Below are 21,416 nucleotides of genomic sequence, written 5' to 3'. Positions count from 1 at the left end.
AAAGCGAATTAGCGACAGACATTAAAAAGCCGCGTAACTTTCAGAGTTATGCGGCTTTTTTTAATGAGCCATATTCAGTATGAATTACTTACTCAGTCGTTTTGCTTTAATTTAGATGAGCTTAGTTTGGAGCAATCTCGTTACCGTGAACACCAAATTGTTTAGCGGCGTATGCAACACGCTCTGCTGGTTTTGGGTATTCAGCAGGTGTGCCTAGGTTTTCGATATGATGCAAGCGAGGCAGTAAACCAGCGCCGTTTGCAATCTGTATTGCTAATCCAGGACGTGCGTTTAGCTCAAGTACCATCGGACCTTCTTCTTGGTCTAAAACCATGTCAGTACCCATGTAGCCAAGGCCTGTCATTTCCCAAGCGCTTGATGCAAGCGTGAGTAGCTTTTCCCAATGCGGTACTTGAAGCAGTGCCAACTCTTTCCCCGTATCTGGGTGATGAGTCACTGGGTGGTCAAACTGAACCGCACGAACGGCTTTACCAGTAGCGATACAAATACCTACGCCCACAGCACCTTGGTGCAAGTTAGCTTTGCCATCAGAAGCTGAAGTAGATAGACGCATCATCGCCATAACAGGGTAGCCCTTGAATACGATGATTCGTACATCTGGTACGCCTTCGTAACTGAAGCCATCAAAACACTCGTCAAACTTGATGAGGTTTTCAACTACCGCTACATCGTTTTTACCACCAAGTGAAAAAAGACCCGCGAGAGCGTTACTGATGTGACGCTCTACATCTTCTTCATTGATAGTCGAACCCGATGGTTTGGTGTAAACGCCATCCTTGTGAGAGATCACAACAAGGATACCTTTACCGCCACTTCCTTGAGCTGGCTTGATTACGAAACCCGGCCACTCTTTTACCATCTTGTGGATTGTTTTTACTTCAGCTTGATGACCAATAACGCCAATCAGTTTTGGCACAGTAGCGCCAGCCTGTTCAGCAATGATCTTAGTCTTAAGCTTGTCATCAACGAGTGGATACTTGGAACGATCATTGTAGCGACCAATATAACTATGGTTACGCTTGTTCATTCCCATTATGCCTTTGTCTTTCAACTTAAACGGTGAAGTAAATTGATCAAACATAACTTAGTCCTCCGCTAGCGGTTTAAAGCGACGAAGCTCTGTTAGACGGTAGCCTGTGTAGTTACCTAGTAGCAAAATGGTCGCTAGAATAACAAGCTGTAAACCAATAAAGTTAAACGTTAAGTGCTGAATGAACGGGTTAGTCATGCCTAAGTAAACAAGAACCGCAGTGAATAGAGAACCACCACCTTGTAGCATAACTTCTTTCGCGCCTTCTTCTTCCCATAGGATAGACATACGCTCGATAGTCCAAGATAGGATGATCATTGGGAAGAACGTAATGGATAGACCTTCTGTCAGACCCACTTTAAACGCGACCACAGTAAACACCGAGATAATCATGATTACCGTAATGATAACGGCGGATATCCTGGCGACCAGTAGCAAGTTGAGTTTGGACAAGTAGCTTCGAATAATCAGACCCGTACCCACGATAAGTAGGAAGCCGACAATGCCCGTTACCAATTGTGTTTGTACAAAGGCTACCGCAATCAGTACTGGCATGAACGTACCAGACGTTTTCAAACCGATGATGACACGCAGGAATACCACAATCAGAGCACCGATAGGAATCAGCATGATGGTTTTAAACATCGCTTGCTCTTCTAACGGCAGGCTGTGAATCGATAGGTTCAATAACTGGTCTGCAGAGACTTTACTGTTGGTTGCTTCAGTTGGAGTAATCTCTTGAGCAATCATAGAGAAGTGGACTTTACTGTTCTGACCGCCAACCACATCTAATAGAGATACGTTTGATTCATCCCAAATAAGCAGGTTTGGCTGAACTTGTTGTTCACTTGATTCTGGAGAGAATAGAACCCATTGGTCGTTATCCCAGATCTGGTTCATTTGCTGAATAGATTGACGACGACGTCCATCTTCTAGCTCGATAACGCCAACGACTTTATTGTGGATGTTTGCTGCTGAAAGTAGCTTATGTGTCGCTTCAACTTTGCTCATGTTATTCAGAATCAGCGCTGAGTTTTGGCTGTCTGGGTCATTAAGCGTTTTGATAAGTTCGCGAGTGAAAGTGATGTTGTCTGCTGAACGTTTAGTTGCTCTGTCAATCAATGCCAACGCAGCAGCTTCTTCAGGACCATCAAAGCTTGGTTGTGTGATTTCACCTTCTGGTGGTATAGCATCAACTTTCGCTTGGTTATCGACTAGGAATTGAGTCTTATAGTAGATAGTTTGAGGGCCATCAGCATGGCGAATAGACCACTCTGCACGGCGACCTGATTCTGTGTTCAAGTAAGAGATGCCGTAGCCTGGTGACGAAGCTGATTCACCAATAAGTGTGTAATTAGACTGAGTGTGAGGAGCTGCTAGTGAAACTTTTGCTTCTTTACCAACTGCATTGAACTCGATACGAGCTTCAATGTCCCAAACCTGCCTGGTTTCCCCAGGAGTCCAAGGTACACCGTAGGTGGTATGTCTGAACATACTCAGTGTTATACCTGCAACGATAAGCAGGAATATAGAGATATAAAATGGAATTCTTGACGTCATAGCTTACCCTACTATTGTTATTTAACTTCCGTTTGTACGTACTTTTTACTTACATCCACTAGCGCTATGTCTTTGATAAATTCGCGCCCTAGTAATACAGGGTGACTCATTTGAGAGCGATCCGCCAATGTAAATTGCGCTTTTTCATGGATTTTTCCAACTTTCACCCATAATTCGATCACAGCTCGACGTTCAGTCTGATCATTCGTTGATTGACGGATTTTCACATAACGTAAAACAGGCGCTTCAATCCATTTCTGGTCTTTTTCAGCTTGTGCTTTGTCGTCTAGGTGGAATTTAACCCAGTTCTTACCGTTACGTTCGAACTCTTTGATATCGACAGCATTTAGAGAAGAGGTGGTTGCACCTGTATCCACACGAGCATCGAAGCTTTGCTTGATTGAGTCAATAGACACTTTTTCGATGCCGCCAAGGATGGTTGGTTGTAACGTAGGGGCGACAGGAGCGGCTGCAACGACGACAGGTTCTTCTTCCTCTAGTTCTTCAATAACCTTGTGTTCCATATTTGTTAGATGGACATCTAATTGACTAGAAAGGCGAGTGATTTCGTCTTCTAAGCTTTCAATATAATCACTTTGATTGCTTAGTTGCAGTTCAAGATTTTGAACTTTATTTGCGATGTTTGTCTCTGAGCGGGAAATAGCGTCGAGAGTTTCTTGGTGATAGGCTGCACCGTTTGTCAGAGTACAGCCAGAGAGCAAACCAACCGCCACAATCGGCGATAATCGCTTAAACATAAAAAAACCTTTGAGAATTAGAGAATAGTTCAGACTATTTAGAAGTTTAGCCCACAAAAAAGGATGCGTGAAGCATCCTATTGTAAGAGTCTGGTCATATTGAATCGCAATGTGAGCGCTACGCCAATTATTGCTATTTTAAATAGCTCATTTATTAAACATAAGTCAATTTTTGTTCAACTCGTGAGCTCTGGAAGCAAATGTTCACCGCGAAATCAACGGTGACTTTTTGACCATGGTAAGCCATTGTTTTGCTACCTTATATAGGCTTGTGTTTTATTTACTCAATATGCCACTGCTTTGTGGGCAGAGAATCTATGGCTTTGTTGCTACCAAAATCGCACGTCTTGGCGCTGGGTGACCTTCAACCGTTTTGCTTGGATCGTTCGGATCTAGATAATCTGGAAGAGAGTTGTGTGTCATCCATTCTGTGGTGCGTTGTTCACCAATTGTCGTGACATTTTCATCAACGATACGTACGTCTTCAAAGCCAACTTGTTCAAGCCAGCGTTTCAGTGCACGAGCTGAAGGGAAGAAGTACACGTTTCTCATCTGTGCGTAACGGTCAACAGGGACCAGTACCGCATTTTCATCGCCTTCAATAACTAGGGTTTCAAGCACCAACTCGCCGCCAGATACCAATTGGTCTTTTAGTTGAATCAAGTGATCAAGTGGCGAACGACGGTGGTACAGAACACCCATGCTGAAAACAGTGTCGTAGGCTTCTAGCTTTGGCAGTTGCTCAATACCTAGAGGTAAGAGGTGTGCACGTTGGTCATCGCCCATCAACTTACGAATTGCTTCAAACTGAACTAAGAATAGATGAGAAGGATCGATACCAACCGTTAAGCGAGCACCTTCACCCAGCATGCGCCACATGTGGTAGCCATTACCACAACCTACATCAAGAACCGAACGGTTTTTCAATGGGGAGATATGTGGAAGCACACGATCCCATTTCCAGTCACTACGCCACTCAGTATCGATATGAATATCGTGAACGGTGTAAGGGCCTTTTCTCCATGGGTGGAACGTCTTTAATAGGCTTTCTAGCTTTTTAAGCTCACCTGTGTGAAATGGTGTTGAGCTGCCAATCGTCACGGAGTTCTTCAGGTCAACTTGGTCTGGTACACCTTGTGGGATCTTGTTTAGTGCACGTAACCAACGGTCGAAATCACCGTGCTCTGCATTTTGCCAATCTGTCAGTTGCTGTGGCAGAACATTGAGCCACGGCTGAAGGCGAGTATCTTGGGCAATAAGTTGATAAAAATTGGCAAAATTAAACATAGGTTTTCACTGAGTTGGTGGTGTAGAAATTAAATTTGTCACTCGATTAAGAGTGTGGACAAACATGCTAGGGAATCTCGTTTATCATGTTTGATAAGAGATCCCCAACTCGCTCGTTCCTCGCTCTTGAGGATGACATTTTAGTACGTGCTAACGGTGTCGCGACTGTTACGTAATCGAAAATGTTTACTTTATCGCGAACATTGAACCAAAGTTGAAACATTGGAACCAAACTTCGCTGCTTGAGAAGCCAATCTTATCAAATCGTTCTCTGTGAACAGGGATCGAATCCGGACGCATTACGTTTTCAATTGCGCTGCGTTTCTGGCTTACTTCTAGCTCGCTATATCCGTTAGCACGTTTGAAATCATGGTGCAGGTCGATAAGCAGTTCATTTGAGCTTTCGTCTTCGAATACGTATTTTTCAGACAAGATTAAGATCCCGCCCGGGCGCAAGCCAGCATGAATTTTTTCAAGCAGAGCGTATCGATCGTCCGGAGACAGAAATTGCAGCGTAAAGTTAAGCACCACAACAGAAGCGTCTTTGATTTCGACTTCACGGATGTCAGCTTCAATCACTTCTACCGGCGTGTCACTGCGGTAAGCATTAACGTGTAATTTGCAGCGCTCAACCATAGCTTCTGAATTATCGATCGCGAAAATCGTGCAGCCTTCTTGCTGAATGTGACGACGCATAGAAAGTGTCGCAGCACCAAGCGAGCAGCCAAGGTCGTAAATATTTGAATGTGGCTTTACAAAGCGTTCAGCCAGCATGCCGATTGCAGAGATGATATTGCTATAGCCAGGCACCGAGCGTTGAATCATATCCGGAAATACTTCAGCAACCCTTGCATCAAAGGTGAAGTCTCCAATTTTATCAATAGGAGCGGAAAAGATATTGTCTGTGTTGCTCATGGCATTTTCTCTCGACAGTCAGCGTAATTGGCACAAAATTCGTACCAAATAAAAGGGGACGTATTTTACGTAAAAAAAGCGCCACTGTCACGAAAACTGAGATTTAGCTCAAGGTTCGAAGTTACTCAAAGATGATGGGTTAAAACATCGAGATTTGATGGTTGCCTTTTTGAGCTGGAAACTGAGCCAGATCGGGCAATAATAATGACGTATTTTCAGACACTTGCTTTTGCAACAGCTCATAAATAGCGATGGCAAGTTCAGGCGCATGATTATTGTCTGGGGTGTGAATCATTAAATACGGTTGTTTCCCTTCGCTTAGCCAGTTTGGAATTTTGGTAAACCAAGGCTTAAAAAACTCAATATTGGGTTCTTGGTCTGGGTGACCAATAAATCGAATCATCGGGTTATTGGCGGTCGCAATTGCATGAACAGGAACACGCGGTTTTTTCTGATGCGCATCGATCACCGCTTCTGTGGTGGGTGGCGCAGAGAAAACGGGGCGGCTGTCCATAATGATGCGATTGATGCCTTCCTCAACCAGCCATTGGTTGAAGCATTTTTCCGCATCGCCCTTATCAAAGAAACCCAAGTGGCGAACTTCGACGCCGAGCTGCATATCTTTTGGGAATAAGGTGCAAAACTTTTGTAGGGCAGGCAGCATGCTGGGCTCAAAACTATGTGGCAGTTGAATTGTCCATTGACCAACGCGGTCATGCAGTGGCGACATAGTCATCAAGAACTCTTTGAGCTCTGCTTGGCAGTGCCTCAGTTGCTGCTGGTGGGTGATGAATTTGGGCAATTTGAAGGTGAACTTGAAATCATCGTGACTGGCAGCTTTCCAATTATGAACGGTAGACATACTTGGCGTAGCGTAAAAGGTCGTGTTGCCCTCGACGGTATGAAAAACTTGCGTGTACTTTTCTAAGCGTTCCGCAGGCTTGGTTCCCTTGCCATATAACTGACTTTGCCACTCAGAGTGAGACCACATGGTTAATCCAAGTCTTAGAGGTAAAGTGTCCATCGTTTTTGCACCATTAGTCATCACATTACTGCTTTTAATCGAAATGAAAATCTACTGTACGAGAGTTTTGCTGATTAAGGTACTTTCGAGATATAATTATCGCAATTTTTTCGGTTTTGATGAATCTTTGCGCACTTGATGGGCTAAAAAGCAGCAAAGCCAGATAAAACACAATAAATTCGAATGTGGAAGGTCGATTTTAAGCGAGTTTCCGCGTATAAATGATCCTTTGCTCTGTAGGGCTATCTTGACACCTACAGCTTGGAAATTAGTAAATTATTAAGAGATTGGGAAATTCATTATGCGTACCCATTACTGTGGTAACCTGAACAAGTCCCTGGCGGGACAAACTGTAGAATTGTGCGGCTGGGTAAACCGTCGCCGTGATTTAGGCGGTCTTATCTTTATTGATATGCGTGATCGTGAAGGCATCGTTCAGGTTGTTGTCGATCCAGATATGAAAGATATCTTCCCGATCGCTAACCAACTGCGTAATGAATTCTGTATCAAGTTTACTGGTGAAGTACGAGTTCGTCCGGACAGCCAAGTAAATAAAGACATGGCTACTGGTGAAGTAGAACTTTACGCAACTGGTCTAGAGATCATCAACCGTTCAGAAGCGCTTCCACTAGACTTCAACCAAACGAACTCTGAAGAGCAGCGTCTTAAGTACCGTTACATCGATCTTCGTCGTCCAGAAATGAGCGACCGTATCAAGCTTCGTGCACGTGCTTCTAGCTTCGTTCGTCGTTTCCTTGATGAGAACCTGTTCCTAGACATCGAAACGCCAGTACTAACGAAAGCGACACCAGAAGGTGCTCGTGACTACCTAGTACCAAGCCGTGTTCACAAAGGTAGCTTCTACGCACTTCCTCAATCTCCTCAGCTGTTCAAGCAACTGCTGATGATGTCTGGTTTTGACCGTTACTACCAAATCGTTAAATGTTTCCGTGATGAAGATTTACGTGCTGACCGTCAGCCTGAATTTACTCAAATCGATATCGAAACATCTTTCATGACTTCTCAAGAAGTACGTAACGTGACTGAGAAGCTTGTTCACGATATGTGGAAAGAACTTCTAGATGTTGAACTAGGTCAATTCCCAGTAATGCCTTTCTCTGAAGCGATTCGTCGTTTCGGTTCTGATAAGCCAGACCTACGTAACCCACTAGAGCTAGTGGACGTTGCTGACTTGGTTAAAGACGTTGAATTCAAGGTATTCTCTGGTCCAGCTAACGACGAAAAAGGTCGCGTAGCGGTTATCCGTGTTCCAGGTGGTGCTAAGCTAACTCGTAAGCAAATCGACGGTTACGCTGAACACGTAAACATCTACGGCGCGAAAGGCCTAGCTTGGATGAAGGTTAACGACCGTGCTGCAGGCATGGAAGGTATTCAATCTCCAGTTGCTAAATTCCTAAGCGAAGACGTAATCAACGGTATTCTAGATCGCACTCAAGCTGAATCTGGCGATATCATTCTGTTCGGCGCAGACAAAGCGGGCATCGTTGCTGAAGCAATGGGCGCACTTCGTCTTAAACTAGGTACTGATCTAGAGCTAACAGACACATCTGCATGGGCTCCACTGTGGGTTGTTGACTTCCCAATGTTCGAAGAAGACGGCGAAGGTAACCTACACGCAATGCACCACCCATTCACATCACCACTAGGTGTGAACGCGGAAGAGCTTAAAGCGAACCCAGCAGCAGCAAATTCTGATGCATACGACATGGTAATCAACGGCTACGAAGTAGGCGGTGGTTCTGTACGTATTCACAACGCAGAAATGCAAACAGCGGTATTCGGTATCCTAGGTATCGAAGCACAAGAGCAACAAGAGAAATTCGGCTTCCTACTTGAAGCGCTTAAGTACGGTACGCCACCACACGCAGGTCTAGCATTCGGTCTTGACCGTCTAGCAATGCTGCTTTGTGGTACTGAGAACATCCGTGACGTTATCGCATTCCCGAAAACAACAGCTGCAGCATGTCTACTAACAGACGCGCCAAGCCTAGCGAACCCAGCATCACTGGAAGAGCTAGCAATCGCAGTTAAATTGGCAGAGAAAAAAGAGCAAGCGTAAGCCTGTTATCTTTTCTTGCTGATGAAGAGATCCTAGTTGATAGAGAGCTCTTAATTTATTAGCCAAGACTTGCCAGTAAATTAGAAAATGCCCGTTAATTTGACGGGCATTTTTTTTTGCGTTCGATATACTAAGCTCATAAAGCATGTATAAATAATCAGTATTGAAGTTATGTCTATTATCTTAGGGATTGACCCTGGCTCGCGTATTACCGGCTATGGCGTGATTCGTCAAAATGGTCGTCATCTATATTACTTAGGTAGCGGTTGTATTCGCACCTCTGAAAAAGAACTGCCGGGTCGACTCAAACAAATCTACGCCGGTGTGAGCGAAATCATCACTCAGTTTCAGCCGGATGTGTTCGCTATTGAGCAGGTCTTCATGGCGAAGAATGCGGATTCTGCACTTAAGCTTGGACAAGCTCGTGGCAGTGCGATAGTGGCTGCTGTGAATGCTGATCTGCCCGTCCATGAATATGCGGCTCGTTTAATCAAGCAAGCGGTGACAGGTAATGGTGGTGCTGATAAGTCGATGGTTCAAAACATGGTGATGAGCATGCTTAAGTTGCCTGCTAAACCACAGGCCGATGCTGCCGATGCTCTTGGCGTAGCGATCACTCACGCCAACACTAATAAAACCTTGATAGCACTGGCAGGTAAGGCGACAGGCGCGAGAAAAGGGCGCTACCGTTAAGTCCCATCTCTCTGCTTTCTAAAAGTTTGCATTCCATGAGCCTTACGCCTCGTTTAGCTCAAAGCAAGACGCTCCTAAATCCTTGATGAAATGAGATCTTTCGAACACAAACCAAATAATAACATTGCGTATCATTTAACATGTTATTAACATTGGTCGGAGGTCTTACAAGTTAATCAAGGATGATCACTGATGAACCCAATCAAGCTGTGGCGCGCGCTGTTTCTACCCAAAAGTAATGGATGGAATAGCAACGAAGTCAGACAAGCCGATATTTTATTACTCTTCACTTTTATCGCCTTCTTCGTAGGTGTCTACAGCCTCATTAAGTGGACCAAACATGAAGAGCAACTGCTAGTTGCCACTTCCGTATTTCTTATCGCCTTTGAATTAGTCTCTGCACTTTTATTACGCATTACCCGCAAGCCTAGTTTGGCATTGAATTTTGGCTTTGTCGGCATGGCAGTACACGCGCTGAATATCATTTACCAAAGCGGTGGTGTGGTGGCATCGACTCAGGCTTATTGGGTTCCTTTGTTAGTAGTCGCTTTTTTCTTATCGGGAACACGCATTGTCGCCTTGGTATGGAGTGGGCTAGTGATTGGCGTGTCATTGATGATGACGTCGGCTCACCTTGATGGCTTTGAATTTCCGCAGTTAGTACTTACTCCGGAAGCCGTGGTCGTTGAAACCTGGTCTGGTGTAATCATGCCGCTGGTGGTGATCTGTATTGCTCAAGCGTTTACCGCTAAGCAAAAAGAGGTGGCGATTGAAATGGCAGAAGATGCGATTTCAGAAAGTCAACACGTTGCCAATCAAGCGACGCAAAGTGAAGGACGACTTTCGATTGTCCTTGACCAAGCTAACTCAAACTCTGAAAGCTTACAGGGTGTATCTGTTCACTTGGACCAGCAGTCGCAAGATCTGCATGCTCAAGTTGAGGTGCTGAACATCAATTGCGAATCTCAGGCGAGTGCAGCAGAACAGATGAGCCAACAATTGCACCAAATGACTCAAGGTATCGAAGAATCAAACTCATTTGTGGGTGAGCTAAAAGAGCGTAGCGAAGCCGTGGGAACTAAAGCGCAGAAGAGCTCAGAATCACTAGAAGCTTCAACCAGTGCAATCAGCCAGATCATTCAAAGCAATCAAGAGATCATGAAAGTCGCTGATCTGATTACCTCTGTTGCCGAGCAAACCAACCTATTAGCACTTAACGCAGCTATAGAAGCGGCTCGTGCCGGTGAGCAAGGGCGAGGTTTTGCGGTAGTTGCAGACCAAGTGAGAGAGCTATCTGCGAAAAGCAGTCACTCCGCGATAGAAATTCGAACCTTATTAGACCGAAGTAAAGAAGAAGTGGAACACGGCAGAGCGATCATTGAAACTACGGCCAATGAAATGAACGGCATTATCTCTGAGGTGCAAACCATTTCTACTGATGTAAACCAACTGACCAATATTATGGCGATGCAGATGAGCTCATTGAAAGAACTCGATCTCGCGAGTTCAGAAGTGGCGCAGAGCGTTGCAGAAACCAAATCCGTTTCAGGCTTAGTCGCCAATTACGGCTCAGAATTGACATGTCATGTCACCTCAGTAAAAGAACTGGTCGAAAGCTTGAATAGCGTGGTTTCTCAAGCTAAGCAAGCTTAAATAAATCATCCTAATAAACACAAAGAACTGGATAAGCATCCAGTTCTTTTATATTCTGTCCCTCAAATTATATTCCATCAAGAGAGTGAATTGTGATCGGACGTCTACGCGGTACATTAATAGAAAAACAGCCACCAGAATTACTAATCGAAGTGAGTGGCGTTGGCTATGAAGTTCAAATGCCAATGAGCTGTTTTTACGAATTACCAAACGTGGGCGAAGAGGCAATCATCTACACGCACTTTGTTGTACGTGAAGATGCGCAGCTACTTTATGGTTTTAACACAGTTAAAGAGCGTGCGCTGTTCCGTGAAGTCATCAAAGCGAACGGTGTGGGTCCTAAGCTAGGCCTTGGCATTCTTTCAGGCATGACGGCTAGCCAGTTTGTTCAGAGTGTTGAGCGTGAAGACATCTCTACGCTGGTTAAACTTCCGGGTGTGGGTAAGAAAACTGCAGAACGTCTGGTTGTTGAAATGAAAGACCGCCTGAAAGGGTGGGGCGCGGGTGACCTGTTTACTCCAGCGACGGATGCAGCTCCGATTGATTCTATGCCAACCGTTCACGACGCTGAAGAAGAAGCGGTAAGTGCACTACTTGCATTAGGCTACAAGCCGACTCAAGCTTCTAAGGTGGTTTCTCAAGTGGCTAAAGATGGCATGACCAGCGAACAGTTGATTCGCGAAGCTCTGAAATCGATGGTTTAATACCCGATATACTTGTTCGACAAAATAGACTCATTCACTTTGCCTTTACACAGAGTCAAGAAGCGCAGAGTCAACAAGAGTATAGTTAGGAATAGCAGAATTTATGATTGAAGCCGATCGCCTTATTGCACCGGATAACCCAGTATTCAAAGATGAAGATGTCATTGATCGTGCAATACGCCCTAAAGCACTTGCCGACTATCAAGGCCAGGATCACGTTCGTGGCCAGATGGAGATTTTCATCAAAGCGGCACAACTGCGTAATGAGGCGCTCGACCATCTGTTGATATTTGGTCCTCCAGGTTTGGGTAAAACCACGTTGGCGAACATTGTTGCCAATGAGATGGATGTCAACATTCGTACCACTTCAGGCCCTGTTCTAGAAAAAGCGGGTGACCTAGCGGCGCTGCTGACCAATCTTGAAGAAAATGATGTGCTATTCATTGATGAGATCCACCGCCTTAGCCCAGTGGTTGAAGAGGTGTTGTATCCAGCAATGGAAGACTACCAATTAGACATTATGATTGGCGAAGGCCCAGCGGCGCGTTCTATCAAGATCGATCTTCCTCCTTTTACTTTGATTGGCGCAACCACTCGTGCTGGCTCATTGACATCGCCGTTACGTGACCGTTTCGGTATTACTCAGCGTCTTGAATACTACAAGGTTGAAGACCTACAAAACATTGTTCAACGTAGTGCTGATTGTCTTGGTCTTTCGATGGAGTCTGAAGGGGCGTTAGAAGTGGCTCGCCGAGCTCGTGGTACGCCACGTATTGCTAACCGTCTACTGCGCCGTGTTCGCGATTATGCGGAAGTGAAAGGCGACGGACATATTTGCCCAGAGGTTGCTGACAAAGCGCTAAACATGTTGGATGTCGATGCTAAAGGTTTCGACTACATGGACAGAAAGCTTCTGCTGGCGATTATGGAGAAGTTTGGTGGTGGTCCGGTTGGTATCGACAACATGGCTGCCGCGATTGGTGAAGAGAGAGACACCATTGAAGATGTCTTAGAGCCTTACTTGATTCAGCAAGGTTATCTACAAAGAACACCAAGAGGTCGAATCGCGACTGACAGAGCCTATTTACATTTCGGTATAGATAAGCCGTCAAATCGTTAAATTATTCATTTTTAAAGATCCCAGTTGCATAAGCGCTGGGATTTTTTGCATTTTACTGAATAACAACTCTTTGCGCGAATCGATAAAAATGCCGAATAGAGCTTTCAAAAATGAAAACTTTGATTTCAGGTTTGATTTGGCTAACAAGAATTGAAATAAGTTGTCATAATTTTTGTTAATACTTTATGGGTAGTTGTAATTTGTATGTTGAAGCGGTGCTGAGCTTTTGTCACAGATATCATGCGCTCTTATTAACAGAGCTCAAATTGGTGTGATTTTAGTCATGATTGTTCAAAAATACCTCTAATTTGCGTGAATAAAATTGATACAAATCAACGCAGGCTTCTCCTATAAATCTTTTGAAACATACTGATTTTACCAGTAATATTAGCGCCAGCTATATTAGCTCATGCTTAACAATAATCTAACTATAACGGTACGTTTTTGCTACAAATTTCAATTTGTAATAACAATCATATAAATTGTTTTAACATGGATTTTTGCGGTGAATAATCACACAAGTGTCATTCAGCCGACACAAAGGAGTTACCATGATTGATGTTGTTGATCTGTCGCGATTGCAATTTGCATTTACAGCGATGTATCACTTCCTATTTGTTCCACTGACACTAGGTATGGCATTTCTACTTGCCATAATGGAGTCAGTTTATGTAATGACTGGCAAGCAAATTTACAAGGACATGACCAAGTTCTGGGGTAAATTGTTTGGTATTAACTTTGCTCTTGGTGTAGCGACAGGCTTAACCATGGAGTTCCAGTTCGGTACTAACTGGTCTTACTATTCTCACTATGTTGGCGACATCTTTGGTGCTCCGCTGGCTATCGAAGCGCTTGTTGCATTCTTCCTAGAGTCTACTTTTGTTGGTCTTTTCTTCTTCGGTTGGGACAGATTGTCGAAGCGTCAACACTTAGCGGTAACTTGGTTAGTAGCACTTGGTTCTAACTTCTCTGCGCTTTGGATCTTGGTAGCTAACGGCTGGATGCAAAACCCAGTGGGTGCGGAATTTAACTTTGAAACTATGCGTATGGAAATGGTGAGCTTCGCTGAAGTTGTACTAAACCCAGTAGCACAGGTTAAATTCGTTCACACAGTAGCGTCTGGTTACACAACGGGTGCAATGTTCATCCTTGGTATCAGCTCATACTACATTCTTAAAGGTCGTGACCTTGCCTTTGCTCGTCGTTCTTTCGCGATTGCAGCATCTTTCGGTATGGCGGCGATTTTGTCAGTAATCGTACTCGGTGATGAGTCTGGTTACGAGCTTGGTGAAGTTCAAAAAGTGAAGCTCGCTGCGGTAGAAGCAGAGTGGCACACTGAAGAAGCACCAGCTGCATTCACGGTTTTCGGTATTCCAAATCAAGAAACAATGGATACTGACTACGCAATTAAGATTCCTTACGTAATGGGTATCATCGCAACACGTTCTCTTGATAAAGAAGTAACAGGTCTGCGTGACTTACGTGATGACCACGTTGATCGTATTCGTACGGGCATGTACGCATACGAGCTGCTTGAAAAGCTACGTTCAGGCGATAAGTCTGAAGAAAACATGGCGGCGTTCGACGAAGTTAAAGGTGACCTAGGTTACGGTCTACTTCTTAAGCGCTACACAGACAACGTTGTTGACGCAACTGAAGACCAAATCCAAATGGCTGCGGATGATTCTATCCCAACAGTTTGGCCTCTATTCTGGTCATTCCGTCTGATGGTAGCTTGTGGCTTCATCATGCTGTTTGTATTCGGTGCTGCGTTTGTTCAAACGTGTCGTCAGAAGATCGAACAGAAACCATGGGTACTTAAAGCTGCGCTATTCTCAATCCCACTGCCTTGGATTGCGATTGAAGCAGGTTGGTTCGTTGCTGAGTTTGGTCGTCAACCATGGGCGGTTGGTGAAATCCTACCGGTTAACGTTGCTGCATCAGCACTGACTATTGAACAGCTTTGGACTTCTCTATTCGCTATCCTGGCACTGTACACAGTGTTCTTGATTGCTGAAGTTTACCTAATGCTAAAATTCGCACGTAAAGGTCCAAGTAGCTTAAAGACAGGCCGTTACCACTTTGAACAAAACGATAACTCTGTTGAAGACAAAGTTAGCCGTTCAGTCGAAGTATAAGTGAGGGAATATTATGTTTGATTACGAAAGCTTACGACTTATTTGGTGGGTATTGATCGGTGTTCTACTGGTTGGTTTCGCTGTAACTGATGGCTTCGATATGGGTGTTGCCGCTCTTTCTCCTGTTATCGGTAAGAGCGACACTGAACGTCGTATTATGCTGAATACTATTGCCCCTCACTGGGATGGCAACCAAGTTTGGCTTATCACTGCGGGTGGTGCATTGTTTGCTGCATGGCCACTGGTTTACGCAACGTCGTTTTCTGGCTTCTACTTCGCAATGTACGCGACGTTAGCTGCGCTTTGGTTACGACCACTTGCACTTGACTACCGTTCTAAGATTGAAGACCCAAAATGGCGCAAAACTTGGGACTACGCACTTTGCTTTAGTGGCACAGTACCACCAATCATTTTTGGTGTTGCATTTGGTAACCTATTACAAGGTGTACCATTTGATCTGAACAGTCTAATGATGTCGAAGTACCACGGTACGTTCTTCGCTCTGCTGAACCCGTTTGCATTACTATGTGGCGTGTTGGCTCTAATGTTGTTCGTAATGCAAGGTGCAACATGGCTTCAAATGAAGACAACAGAAGATCTGCATCGCCGAGCTCGTAACGTTGCTCAGATCACTGGTCTAATTGCAATTGCTCTGTTCGTTATTGGGGGCTTCTGGGTTCAATCTATCGAAGGTTATGTAATCACGAGCACTATCGATACGTTTGCAGACTCAAACCCACTAAACAAAGAAGTCTCACTTCAAGTGGGTGCTTGGATGACAAACTTCGAAACGTATCCTGCAATGTGGGCTGCGCCGATCCTTGGTGTAGCAATGCCACTGCTTGCTGTGATTGCATCTCGCTTTGAGCGTGGTGGTTTCGCATTCTTGTTCTCAAGTCTATCTAACGCTGGTGTTATTTTAACGGCTGGTTTTGCAATGTTCCCATTTGTAATGCCATCAAGCCTGAACCCTAACCATAGTTTGACTATGTGGGATTCAACAGCGAGTGAGCTAACGCTTGGTCTTATGACCGCAGTTGCGGCGGTAATGGTTCCTGTGATTCTTGGCTACACAACTTGGACATACTACAAAATGTTCGGTCGTCTAGATAAGAAACACATCGAAGATAACGACGTTTCAGCTTACTAAGCTAGAAGTGAAATAACTTAGGAGAAATTTTATGTGGTATTTCGCATGGATTTTGGGTGTACTTCTAGCATGTGCATTCGGCATCATTAATGCTCTATGGCTAGAGCATTCAGAAATGATGGACAAAGACAGTGAGTAATCTCGCAGAGCAAGTTGCTAAGCTGCATCAACCAATGGATAAGACTCTACTTAGAGCTTTATCACTAGTATTGGGTTTTATGCATGTGGGTTTAGTGATGTGGGATCCTGAAGCGTATGCGACAAGCATCGGTGGCTTTAACGCGATCATCGGGCCAATGTTTATCTGGGCAGTATGCTCAAGCATGGTTTACGGTATCGGATTTAAGCCAAGAGCTTGGATGTGGCAGCTACTGTTTAGCCCATACGTTTCACTCACAATTTTGCTCTACCTAACGGTGCTGCGCCTTTTATAAAAGGCAAAGGATTTAGGTTCATTACAACGTGAATCTTTATACTTGTTGGGTTTTTAGCCAAAAAGAGGTCATCTTATACAGATGGCCTTTTTTTTCGTCTCTTAAATCAAAAAATTCACAGCGATATACTATTAATGATAAGGAGTTAGGTTATAGTGAGATCTTTATCGTTTTGGGTTGTGGTATCAAATTGCAGGGATTATCTAAGCCATTTACGTGGCCAGTGACAGTGTATTACGAAGACACCGACGCAGGTGGTGTTGTATACCATTCAAACTATCTTAAGTTTTTCGAACGCGCTCGAACTGAGATGTTGCGCTCAATTGGCGTCTCTCAGCAAGTCTTGTTAGAACAAAACATCGGTTTTGTAGTCCGACATATGGACATTGATTTTATTCAAGGTGCGCGCCTTGATGATTCTTTACAAGTCATTACAAATATTTACGAGTTGAAGCGAGCTACCTTGGTCTTCTGTCAAGAGATCGTAAATCCTGATGGCAAAGCATTGTGTAAAGCAATGGTTAAGGTAGCATGTATCGACAATCAAAAAATGAAACCAAAAGCAATGCCAACATTTATTCTTACGGAGCTAACGAATAGTGACTGCTGAAATCTCAATCTTAGGCCTAATTTTAGAAGCTAGTTTATTAGTTAAAATGGTCATGCTAGTTCTCATGGGCATGTCTGTTGTTTCTTGGGCGATGATCATCAAAAGAAGTAAAGTATTATCTCAAGCTTCGAAACAAACAGAAGTGTTTGAAGACAAATTTTGGTCGGGCGTTGATCTTGCAAAATTGTACCAAGAGAGCAACAAACGCAAAGACGAGCTTTCTGGTACTGAAGAAATTTTCTACGCAGGCTTTACTGAGTTTGCTCGCCTTCGTAAATCGAATGCAACTTCACCTGACTTCATTATGGAAGGCACAGGCCGTGCGATGCGCGTTGCTGTTGCTCGTGAAGTTGATGAACTAGAAACTAACTTACCTTTCTTGGCGACCGTTGGTTCTATCAGTCCATACATCGGCCTATTTGGTACGGTTTGGGGCATCATGCACTCATTCATCGCATTAGGTGAAGTGAAGCAAGCTACGCTCGCAATGGTTGCCCCTGGTATTGCAGAAGCACTGATCGCAACCGCAATGGGTCTATTTGCTGCAATTCCAGCAGTAATGGCGTACAACCGCTTCAGCAGCCGAGTAGGCAAGCTAGAGCACAACTACGCGACTTTCTCTGAAGAGTTCCACAGTATTCTTCACCGTCAAGCGATGGCTGGCAGGGAATAATAGATGGCTGGATACCAACCTAAAAAACGCAAAATGACAGCAGAGATTAACGTTGTACCTTACATCGACGTTATGCTTGTTTTGTTGATCATTTTTATGGTGACTTCGCCGTTTGTTACTCAGGGCGTTGACGTTGAGTTGCCTCAGGCATCAACGGCTAAGTCGGCACAAGATCTATTGGGTGACGACAACGCGAGTTTCATCATCGTTGAAGTGAACAAAGACGGTGAGCTTGGCTTGAGCGTTAATGATGAAGAAGTACAACGTGGCTTATCCATGGAAGATATTATCGTCCGAGTGAAAGCTGAGTTGTCTTTGAAGCCAAACTCTCCAGTGGCGGTAGGTGGTGATGCCGCAACGCCATACGCTGAAGTGGTTTTATTACTTGATGAATTAAGCCGTGCAGGTGTGCCAAAGGTTGGCCTTTTAACGGATATAAGGGAATAGCTCCGTAGCATTCATGAAAGCGAACAATAAAAAATCCAATAATTTCAGATCACCGCTTCTTATTTCTCTTGGGCTGCACGTCATATTATTCGTTGCGCTCATTTGGGGAGCGGATTTCACGATGTCAGAGCCAAAGCCTACAGGGCAGATGGTTCAAGCTGTGGTGATTGATCCTCAGTTGGTTCGCCAGCAAGCTCAACAGATTCGTCAACAAAGAGAAGCGGCGAGCAAAAAAGAGCAAGAGCGTTTAGACAAACTAAGACGCGAAAGCGAACGACTTGAAAAGAATCGTAAAGCCGAAGAAGAAAATATTCGTAAGCTAAAAGAACAGCAAGCGAAAGAAGCTAAAGCAACTCGTGAAGCGGAAAAGCGTCGAGTTGAGAAAGAAAAACAACGTAAAGCTGAAGAAGCGCGTTTACAGCAAGAGAAAAAGAAAGCCGCTAAAGCCGAAGCTGATCGCAAGCTAAAAGAAGCTGCGTTAGTGAAAGCCGAGAACGAGCGTAAAGCCAAAGAAGCGGCAATCGCAAAAGCTGAACAAGAACGCGTGGCAAAAGAAAAAGCCGCGAAAGAGGCAGCAGACAAAGCTCGTAAAGAGAAGGAAGCTGCTGAACGCGCTGAAAAGCAACGCATAGCGAAAGAGAAAGAAGCGGCAGCCGCAGCAGAGAAAGCCCGTAAGGCAAAAGAAGCTGCAGCAAAAGCAGAAAAAGAGCGTAAACAACAAGAAGCAGCATTGAACGATATCTTTGCTGGTCTTGAAACTGAAGCGACTCAAAACTCTTCAGCAAGACAACAATTTATCAGTGATGAAGCTCAACGTTACGGTGCTATCTATACCCAACTGATTCAGCAGAACCTGTTGTTAGAAGACAGCTATCGAGGGCGTTCGTGCCGAGTGAACCTTAAGCTAATTCCAACCGGCTCTAACGCGATATTGGGTAGTTTGAGTATCTTAGATGGTGATAGCCGTCTATGTGCAGCAACCAAACGTGCTGTGGCACAAGTGCAATCTTACCCGTTGCCTAAAGACCCAGACATTGTGAACTCACTGAAAGACATTAACTTAACTGTATCACCAGAGTAAAAGGACGAACTTGTGTTAAAGAAACTATTACTGAGTTTTGTTTTCTTAATAGCTACAAGCAGCCAGTTCGCACATGCGGCACTGGAGTTGGTTATTACAGACGGTATTAACTCTGCACGACCTATCGCTATTGTCCCTTTCCGTTGGGAAGGCGCGGGACCATTGCCACACGATGTATCAGCCGTTATCGCTTCTGACTTACAACGCAGTGGTAAATTCAGCCCAGTTGCAACAAGCAAAATGCCTCAAACGCCTTATAGCGAATCTGAGGTTAACTTTGATGCTTGGACTAACCTAGGCGTTGATTCATTGCTAACAGGGAGTATCACTAAAAATCCCGAAGGGCAGTATGTGGTGAACTACCAACTGATCGACATTGTTCGTGGTCAACTGACTAAAGGACAAAGCCGCGCACTAAGCGATGAAGGCCAATTGGTACTTTCTAAAGACCACGTGTTGTTCAACAAAAAAGCGACAGTGCCTGGTAAACGCTTGCGAGAGTATGCACACCGCATCTCTGACTTAGTGTATGAAGAACTAACCGGCGAAAAAGGGGCGTTCTTAACTCGTATCTCTTACGTTGTTGTGAACGACAAAGACAAATACCCGTACCAGCTTCGCGTAGCAGACTACGATGGTTTCAATGAGCGCCTAGTACTTCGCTCTAAGCAACCTCTCATGTCACCAGCATGGTCACCAGACGGTAAGAAACTTGCTTATGTGAGTTTCCAAAATGGCCAAGCGGAAATATTCATCATGAATATTTACACGGGTGAGCGTGAGAAAGTGACGTCATACCCTCGTCACAATGGTGCGCCAAGATTCTCGCCAGATGGCAAAACATTGGCATTGGTATTGTCGAAAACAGGTAGCCTTCAGGTGTACACACTTGACCTTGCTAGCCGTAAGCTGACACAAATTACCCGTGGCCGTTCTAATAATACGGAACCATTCTGGCACCCAGATGGCAAGTCTCTTATTTTCACATCGGATCGTGGTGGTAAACCACAGATTTATAATGTAAATTTGTCAAATAATTCGACATCTCGTATTACTTGGCAAGGTAGCCAAAACTTAGGTGGCCAGATCACCCCTGATGGTCGATTCCTGATCATGGTGAATCGCAGTAACTCAGGTTTTAACTTGGCTAAGCAAGATTTGGAAACAGGTGCGGTTCAGGTACTAACAAAAACATTGTTAGATGAATCTCCAAGTATTGCACCGAATGGAGGTATGGTTATCTATAGCTCTATTTACAACAAAACTAACGTACTATCGATGGTTTCTATCGATGGCCGTTTTAAAGCTAGATTACCGGCAACCAACGGACGCGTAAGAGCACCCGCGTGGTCACCGTTTCTCTAGTTAATTTGATACATTCTTTTAGCTATTGATAGTGTTAACTATTGTGGCAATTAACTATCTATAGCACTTAGTCGCTGTAGAAACTAAGTTTGATAACGTAAGGAAAAAAAGATGCAACTTAACAAAGTTCTTAAAGGCTTGATGATTGCACTACCAGTGATGGCAGTAACGGCATGTAGCTCAACTGATGAAGCAACATCTGCAACATCTGGTACAGAAAGCAACCAAACAACTTCAGGTTCAGAAGGCAACGTAGACACAACTGTTGTAACGCCAATTGACGCTAACGGTCAACTGTCTGAGCAAGAGCTTAAAGAGCAAGCGCTACGTGAAACTCAAACAATCTACTTCGCATTCGATAACTCTACTATCGCTGGCGATTACGAAGAAATGCTAGCAGCTCACGCAGCATACCTAGTTAAGAACGTTGACATGAACGTTACTATCGAAGGTCACGCTGACGAGCGCGGTACTCCTGAGTACAACATCGCACTTGGCGAGCGTCGTGCACAAGCTGTAGCGAAATACCTACAAGCTCTAGGTGTTCAAGCTGACCAAATCTCTATCGTAAGCTACGGTGAAGAGAAGCCACTTCTTCTAGGTCAATCTGAAGATGTGTACGCTAAAAACCGTCGCGCAGTACTAGTTTACTAATTTTAGTAGACTATATAAT

At 44.4% G+C, this 21,416-nt stretch carries 21 protein-coding genes; 15 read left to right on the top strand and 6 right to left on the bottom strand.

Annotation, left to right across the window (positions count from 1 at the left end; all coding sequences use genetic code 11):
* Positions 1 to 121: 121 nt before the first annotated feature.
* The 6 genes from ATB74_RS10645 to ATB74_RS10620 form a co-directional block, all read right to left on the bottom strand.
* Positions 122 to 1,102 (bottom strand): alpha-L-glutamate ligase-like protein, encoded by a 981-nt coding sequence (locus ATB74_RS10645; protein ID WP_060982365.1) that lies wholly within the window; start codon positions 1,100 to 1,102, stop codon positions 122 to 124.
* Between the two features lie 3 nt (positions 1,103 to 1,105).
* Entirely contained in the window at positions 1,106 to 2,611 is a 1,506-nt protein-coding gene (locus tag ATB74_RS10640; protein WP_060982366.1) for an inactive transglutaminase family protein, read from the bottom strand.
* A 17-nt stretch (positions 2,612 to 2,628) separates the two neighbouring features.
* Positions 2,629 to 3,369, bottom strand: coding sequence for an ATP-dependent zinc protease family protein (locus tag ATB74_RS10635; protein ID WP_061018440.1), 741 nt, complete (start codon positions 3,367 to 3,369; stop codon positions 2,629 to 2,631).
* A 315-nt stretch (positions 3,370 to 3,684) separates the two neighbouring features.
* Positions 3,685 to 4,656, bottom strand: a complete 972-nt coding sequence (gene cmoB, locus ATB74_RS10630) for a tRNA 5-methoxyuridine(34)/uridine 5-oxyacetic acid(34) synthase CmoB (protein WP_009846365.1) — start codon at positions 4,654 to 4,656, stop codon at positions 3,685 to 3,687.
* A gap of 186 nt (positions 4,657 to 4,842) precedes the next feature.
* Complete coding sequence (gene cmoA / locus ATB74_RS10625) at positions 4,843 to 5,571, bottom strand: carboxy-S-adenosyl-L-methionine synthase CmoA (protein WP_017062083.1); 729 nt, start codon at positions 5,569 to 5,571, stop codon at positions 4,843 to 4,845.
* Positions 5,572 to 5,710: 139 nt separating this feature from the next.
* A complete protein-coding gene (locus ATB74_RS10620; RefSeq protein ID WP_155645142.1) occupies positions 5,711 to 6,595 on the bottom strand; it encodes a DUF72 domain-containing protein in 885 nt (294 codons plus the stop codon).
* A 301-nt stretch (positions 6,596 to 6,896) separates the two neighbouring features.
* On the opposite strand from ATB74_RS10620, the gene aspS reads away from it, so the two are divergent.
* The 15 genes from aspS (at position 6,897) to pal (ending at position 21,397) form a co-directional block, all read left to right on the top strand.
* Positions 6,897 to 8,675, top strand: a complete 1,779-nt coding sequence (gene aspS, locus ATB74_RS10615) for an aspartate--tRNA ligase (RefSeq protein ID WP_017062081.1) — start codon at positions 6,897 to 6,899, stop codon at positions 8,673 to 8,675.
* A 171-nt stretch (positions 8,676 to 8,846) separates the two neighbouring features.
* On the top strand, positions 8,847 to 9,368 hold the full coding sequence (gene ruvC / locus ATB74_RS10610; RefSeq protein WP_008219936.1) for a crossover junction endodeoxyribonuclease RuvC: 522 nt from the start codon (positions 8,847 to 8,849) through the stop codon (positions 9,366 to 9,368).
* Between the two features lie 192 nt (positions 9,369 to 9,560).
* The gene (locus ATB74_RS10605) at positions 9,561 to 11,021 is read left to right on the top strand and encodes a methyl-accepting chemotaxis protein (protein WP_061018437.1); all 1,461 of its coding nucleotides are present in this window, start codon (positions 9,561 to 9,563) and stop codon (positions 11,019 to 11,021) included.
* 92 nt (positions 11,022 to 11,113) lie between these two features.
* The gene (gene ruvA / locus ATB74_RS10600) at positions 11,114 to 11,725 is read left to right on the top strand and encodes a Holliday junction branch migration protein RuvA (protein WP_017062079.1); all 612 of its coding nucleotides are present in this window, start codon (positions 11,114 to 11,116) and stop codon (positions 11,723 to 11,725) included.
* A 103-nt stretch (positions 11,726 to 11,828) separates the two neighbouring features.
* Positions 11,829 to 12,845, top strand: a complete 1,017-nt coding sequence (ruvB, locus tag ATB74_RS10595; RefSeq protein WP_017062078.1) for a Holliday junction branch migration DNA helicase RuvB — start codon at positions 11,829 to 11,831, stop codon at positions 12,843 to 12,845.
* A gap of 551 nt (positions 12,846 to 13,396) precedes the next feature.
* Positions 13,397 to 14,983, top strand: coding sequence for a cytochrome ubiquinol oxidase subunit I (gene cydA, locus ATB74_RS10590; RefSeq protein ID WP_060982370.1), 1,587 nt, complete (start codon positions 13,397 to 13,399; stop codon positions 14,981 to 14,983).
* A gap of 13 nt (positions 14,984 to 14,996) precedes the next feature.
* On the top strand, positions 14,997 to 16,133 hold the full coding sequence (gene cydB / locus ATB74_RS10585) for a cytochrome d ubiquinol oxidase subunit II (RefSeq protein ID WP_061018435.1): 1,137 nt from the start codon (positions 14,997 to 14,999) through the stop codon (positions 16,131 to 16,133).
* A 31-nt stretch (positions 16,134 to 16,164) separates the two neighbouring features.
* Positions 16,165 to 16,272: a cytochrome bd-I oxidase subunit CydX gene (cydX, locus tag ATB74_RS10580; RefSeq protein ID WP_000270284.1), complete on the top strand. Its 108-nt coding sequence runs from the start codon at positions 16,165 to 16,167 to the stop codon at positions 16,270 to 16,272.
* Positions 16,265 to 16,567, top strand: a complete 303-nt coding sequence (gene ybgE / locus ATB74_RS10575) for a cyd operon protein YbgE (RefSeq protein ID WP_060982372.1) — start codon at positions 16,265 to 16,267, stop codon at positions 16,565 to 16,567. The genes cydX and ybgE overlap by 8 nt, the downstream gene beginning before the upstream one ends.
* A gap of 172 nt (positions 16,568 to 16,739) precedes the next feature.
* Positions 16,740 to 17,177: a tol-pal system-associated acyl-CoA thioesterase gene (gene ybgC, locus ATB74_RS10570; protein ID WP_061018433.1), complete on the top strand. Its 438-nt coding sequence runs from the start codon at positions 16,740 to 16,742 to the stop codon at positions 17,175 to 17,177.
* A complete protein-coding gene (gene tolQ / locus ATB74_RS10565) occupies positions 17,167 to 17,850 on the top strand; it encodes a protein TolQ (RefSeq protein WP_010437896.1) in 684 nt (227 codons plus the stop codon). Before ybgC ends, tolQ begins: the two co-directional genes overlap by 11 nt.
* Positions 17,851 to 17,853: 3 nt before the next feature.
* Positions 17,854 to 18,297 (top strand): protein TolR, encoded by a 444-nt coding sequence (gene tolR, locus ATB74_RS10560; protein WP_017062072.1) that lies wholly within the window; start codon positions 17,854 to 17,856, stop codon positions 18,295 to 18,297.
* A 13-nt stretch (positions 18,298 to 18,310) separates the two neighbouring features.
* Positions 18,311 to 19,378, top strand: coding sequence for a cell envelope integrity protein TolA (gene tolA, locus ATB74_RS10555; protein WP_052879046.1), 1,068 nt, complete (start codon positions 18,311 to 18,313; stop codon positions 19,376 to 19,378).
* Between the two features lie 12 nt (positions 19,379 to 19,390).
* Positions 19,391 to 20,743 (top strand): Tol-Pal system beta propeller repeat protein TolB, encoded by a 1,353-nt coding sequence (gene tolB, locus ATB74_RS10550; protein WP_061018431.1) that lies wholly within the window; start codon positions 19,391 to 19,393, stop codon positions 20,741 to 20,743.
* Positions 20,744 to 20,854: 111 nt separating this feature from the next.
* Positions 20,855 to 21,397, top strand: a complete 543-nt coding sequence (pal, locus tag ATB74_RS10545; protein WP_017062069.1) for a peptidoglycan-associated lipoprotein Pal — start codon at positions 20,855 to 20,857, stop codon at positions 21,395 to 21,397.
* Positions 21,398 to 21,416: the final 19 nt, after the last annotated feature.

This window comes from Vibrio splendidus (genome assembly GCF_001557875.1).
Taxonomy (GTDB): domain Bacteria; phylum Pseudomonadota; class Gammaproteobacteria; order Enterobacterales; family Vibrionaceae; genus Vibrio; species Vibrio splendidus_F.
Note: the sequence above shows the minus strand (reverse complement) of the source record. Positions and strands in the feature narration are given on the sequence as shown.

Bases quoted from the DNA above. Each gene is read 5' to 3' on its own strand.
- ATB74_RS10620 (WP_155645142.1), bottom strand. From the start codon at position 6,595: ATGGACACTTTACCTCTAAGACTTGGATTAACCATGTGGTCTCACTCT.
- cmoA (WP_017062083.1), bottom strand. From the start codon at position 5,571: ATGAGCAACACAGACAATATCTTTTCCGCTCCTATTGATAAAATTGGA.
- cmoB (WP_009846365.1), bottom strand. From the start codon at position 4,656: ATGTTTAATTTTGCCAATTTTTATCAACTTATTGCCCAAGATACTCGC.
- pal (WP_017062069.1), top strand. From the start codon at position 20,855: ATGCAACTTAACAAAGTTCTTAAAGGCTTGATGATTGCACTACCAGTG.
- tolR (WP_017062072.1), top strand. From the start codon at position 17,854: ATGGCTGGATACCAACCTAAAAAACGCAAAATGACAGCAGAGATTAAC.
- ATB74_RS10645 (WP_060982365.1), bottom strand. From the start codon at position 1,102: ATGTTTGATCAATTTACTTCACCGTTTAAGTTGAAAGACAAAGGCATA.
- tolA (WP_052879046.1), top strand. From the start codon at position 18,311: ATGAAAGCGAACAATAAAAAATCCAATAATTTCAGATCACCGCTTCTT.
- cydA (WP_060982370.1), top strand. From the start codon at position 13,397: ATGATTGATGTTGTTGATCTGTCGCGATTGCAATTTGCATTTACAGCG.
- cydX (WP_000270284.1), top strand. From the start codon at position 16,165: ATGTGGTATTTCGCATGGATTTTGGGTGTACTTCTAGCATGTGCATTC.
- ruvC (WP_008219936.1), top strand. From the start codon at position 8,847: ATGTCTATTATCTTAGGGATTGACCCTGGCTCGCGTATTACCGGCTAT.
- ATB74_RS10635 (WP_061018440.1), bottom strand. From the start codon at position 3,369: ATGTTTAAGCGATTATCGCCGATTGTGGCGGTTGGTTTGCTCTCTGGC.
- cydB (WP_061018435.1), top strand. From the start codon at position 14,997: ATGTTTGATTACGAAAGCTTACGACTTATTTGGTGGGTATTGATCGGT.
- aspS (WP_017062081.1), top strand. From the start codon at position 6,897: ATGCGTACCCATTACTGTGGTAACCTGAACAAGTCCCTGGCGGGACAA.
- ruvB (WP_017062078.1), top strand. From the start codon at position 11,829: ATGATTGAAGCCGATCGCCTTATTGCACCGGATAACCCAGTATTCAAA.
- ATB74_RS10640 (WP_060982366.1), bottom strand. From the start codon at position 2,611: ATGACGTCAAGAATTCCATTTTATATCTCTATATTCCTGCTTATCGTT.
- ATB74_RS10605 (WP_061018437.1), top strand. From the start codon at position 9,561: ATGAACCCAATCAAGCTGTGGCGCGCGCTGTTTCTACCCAAAAGTAAT.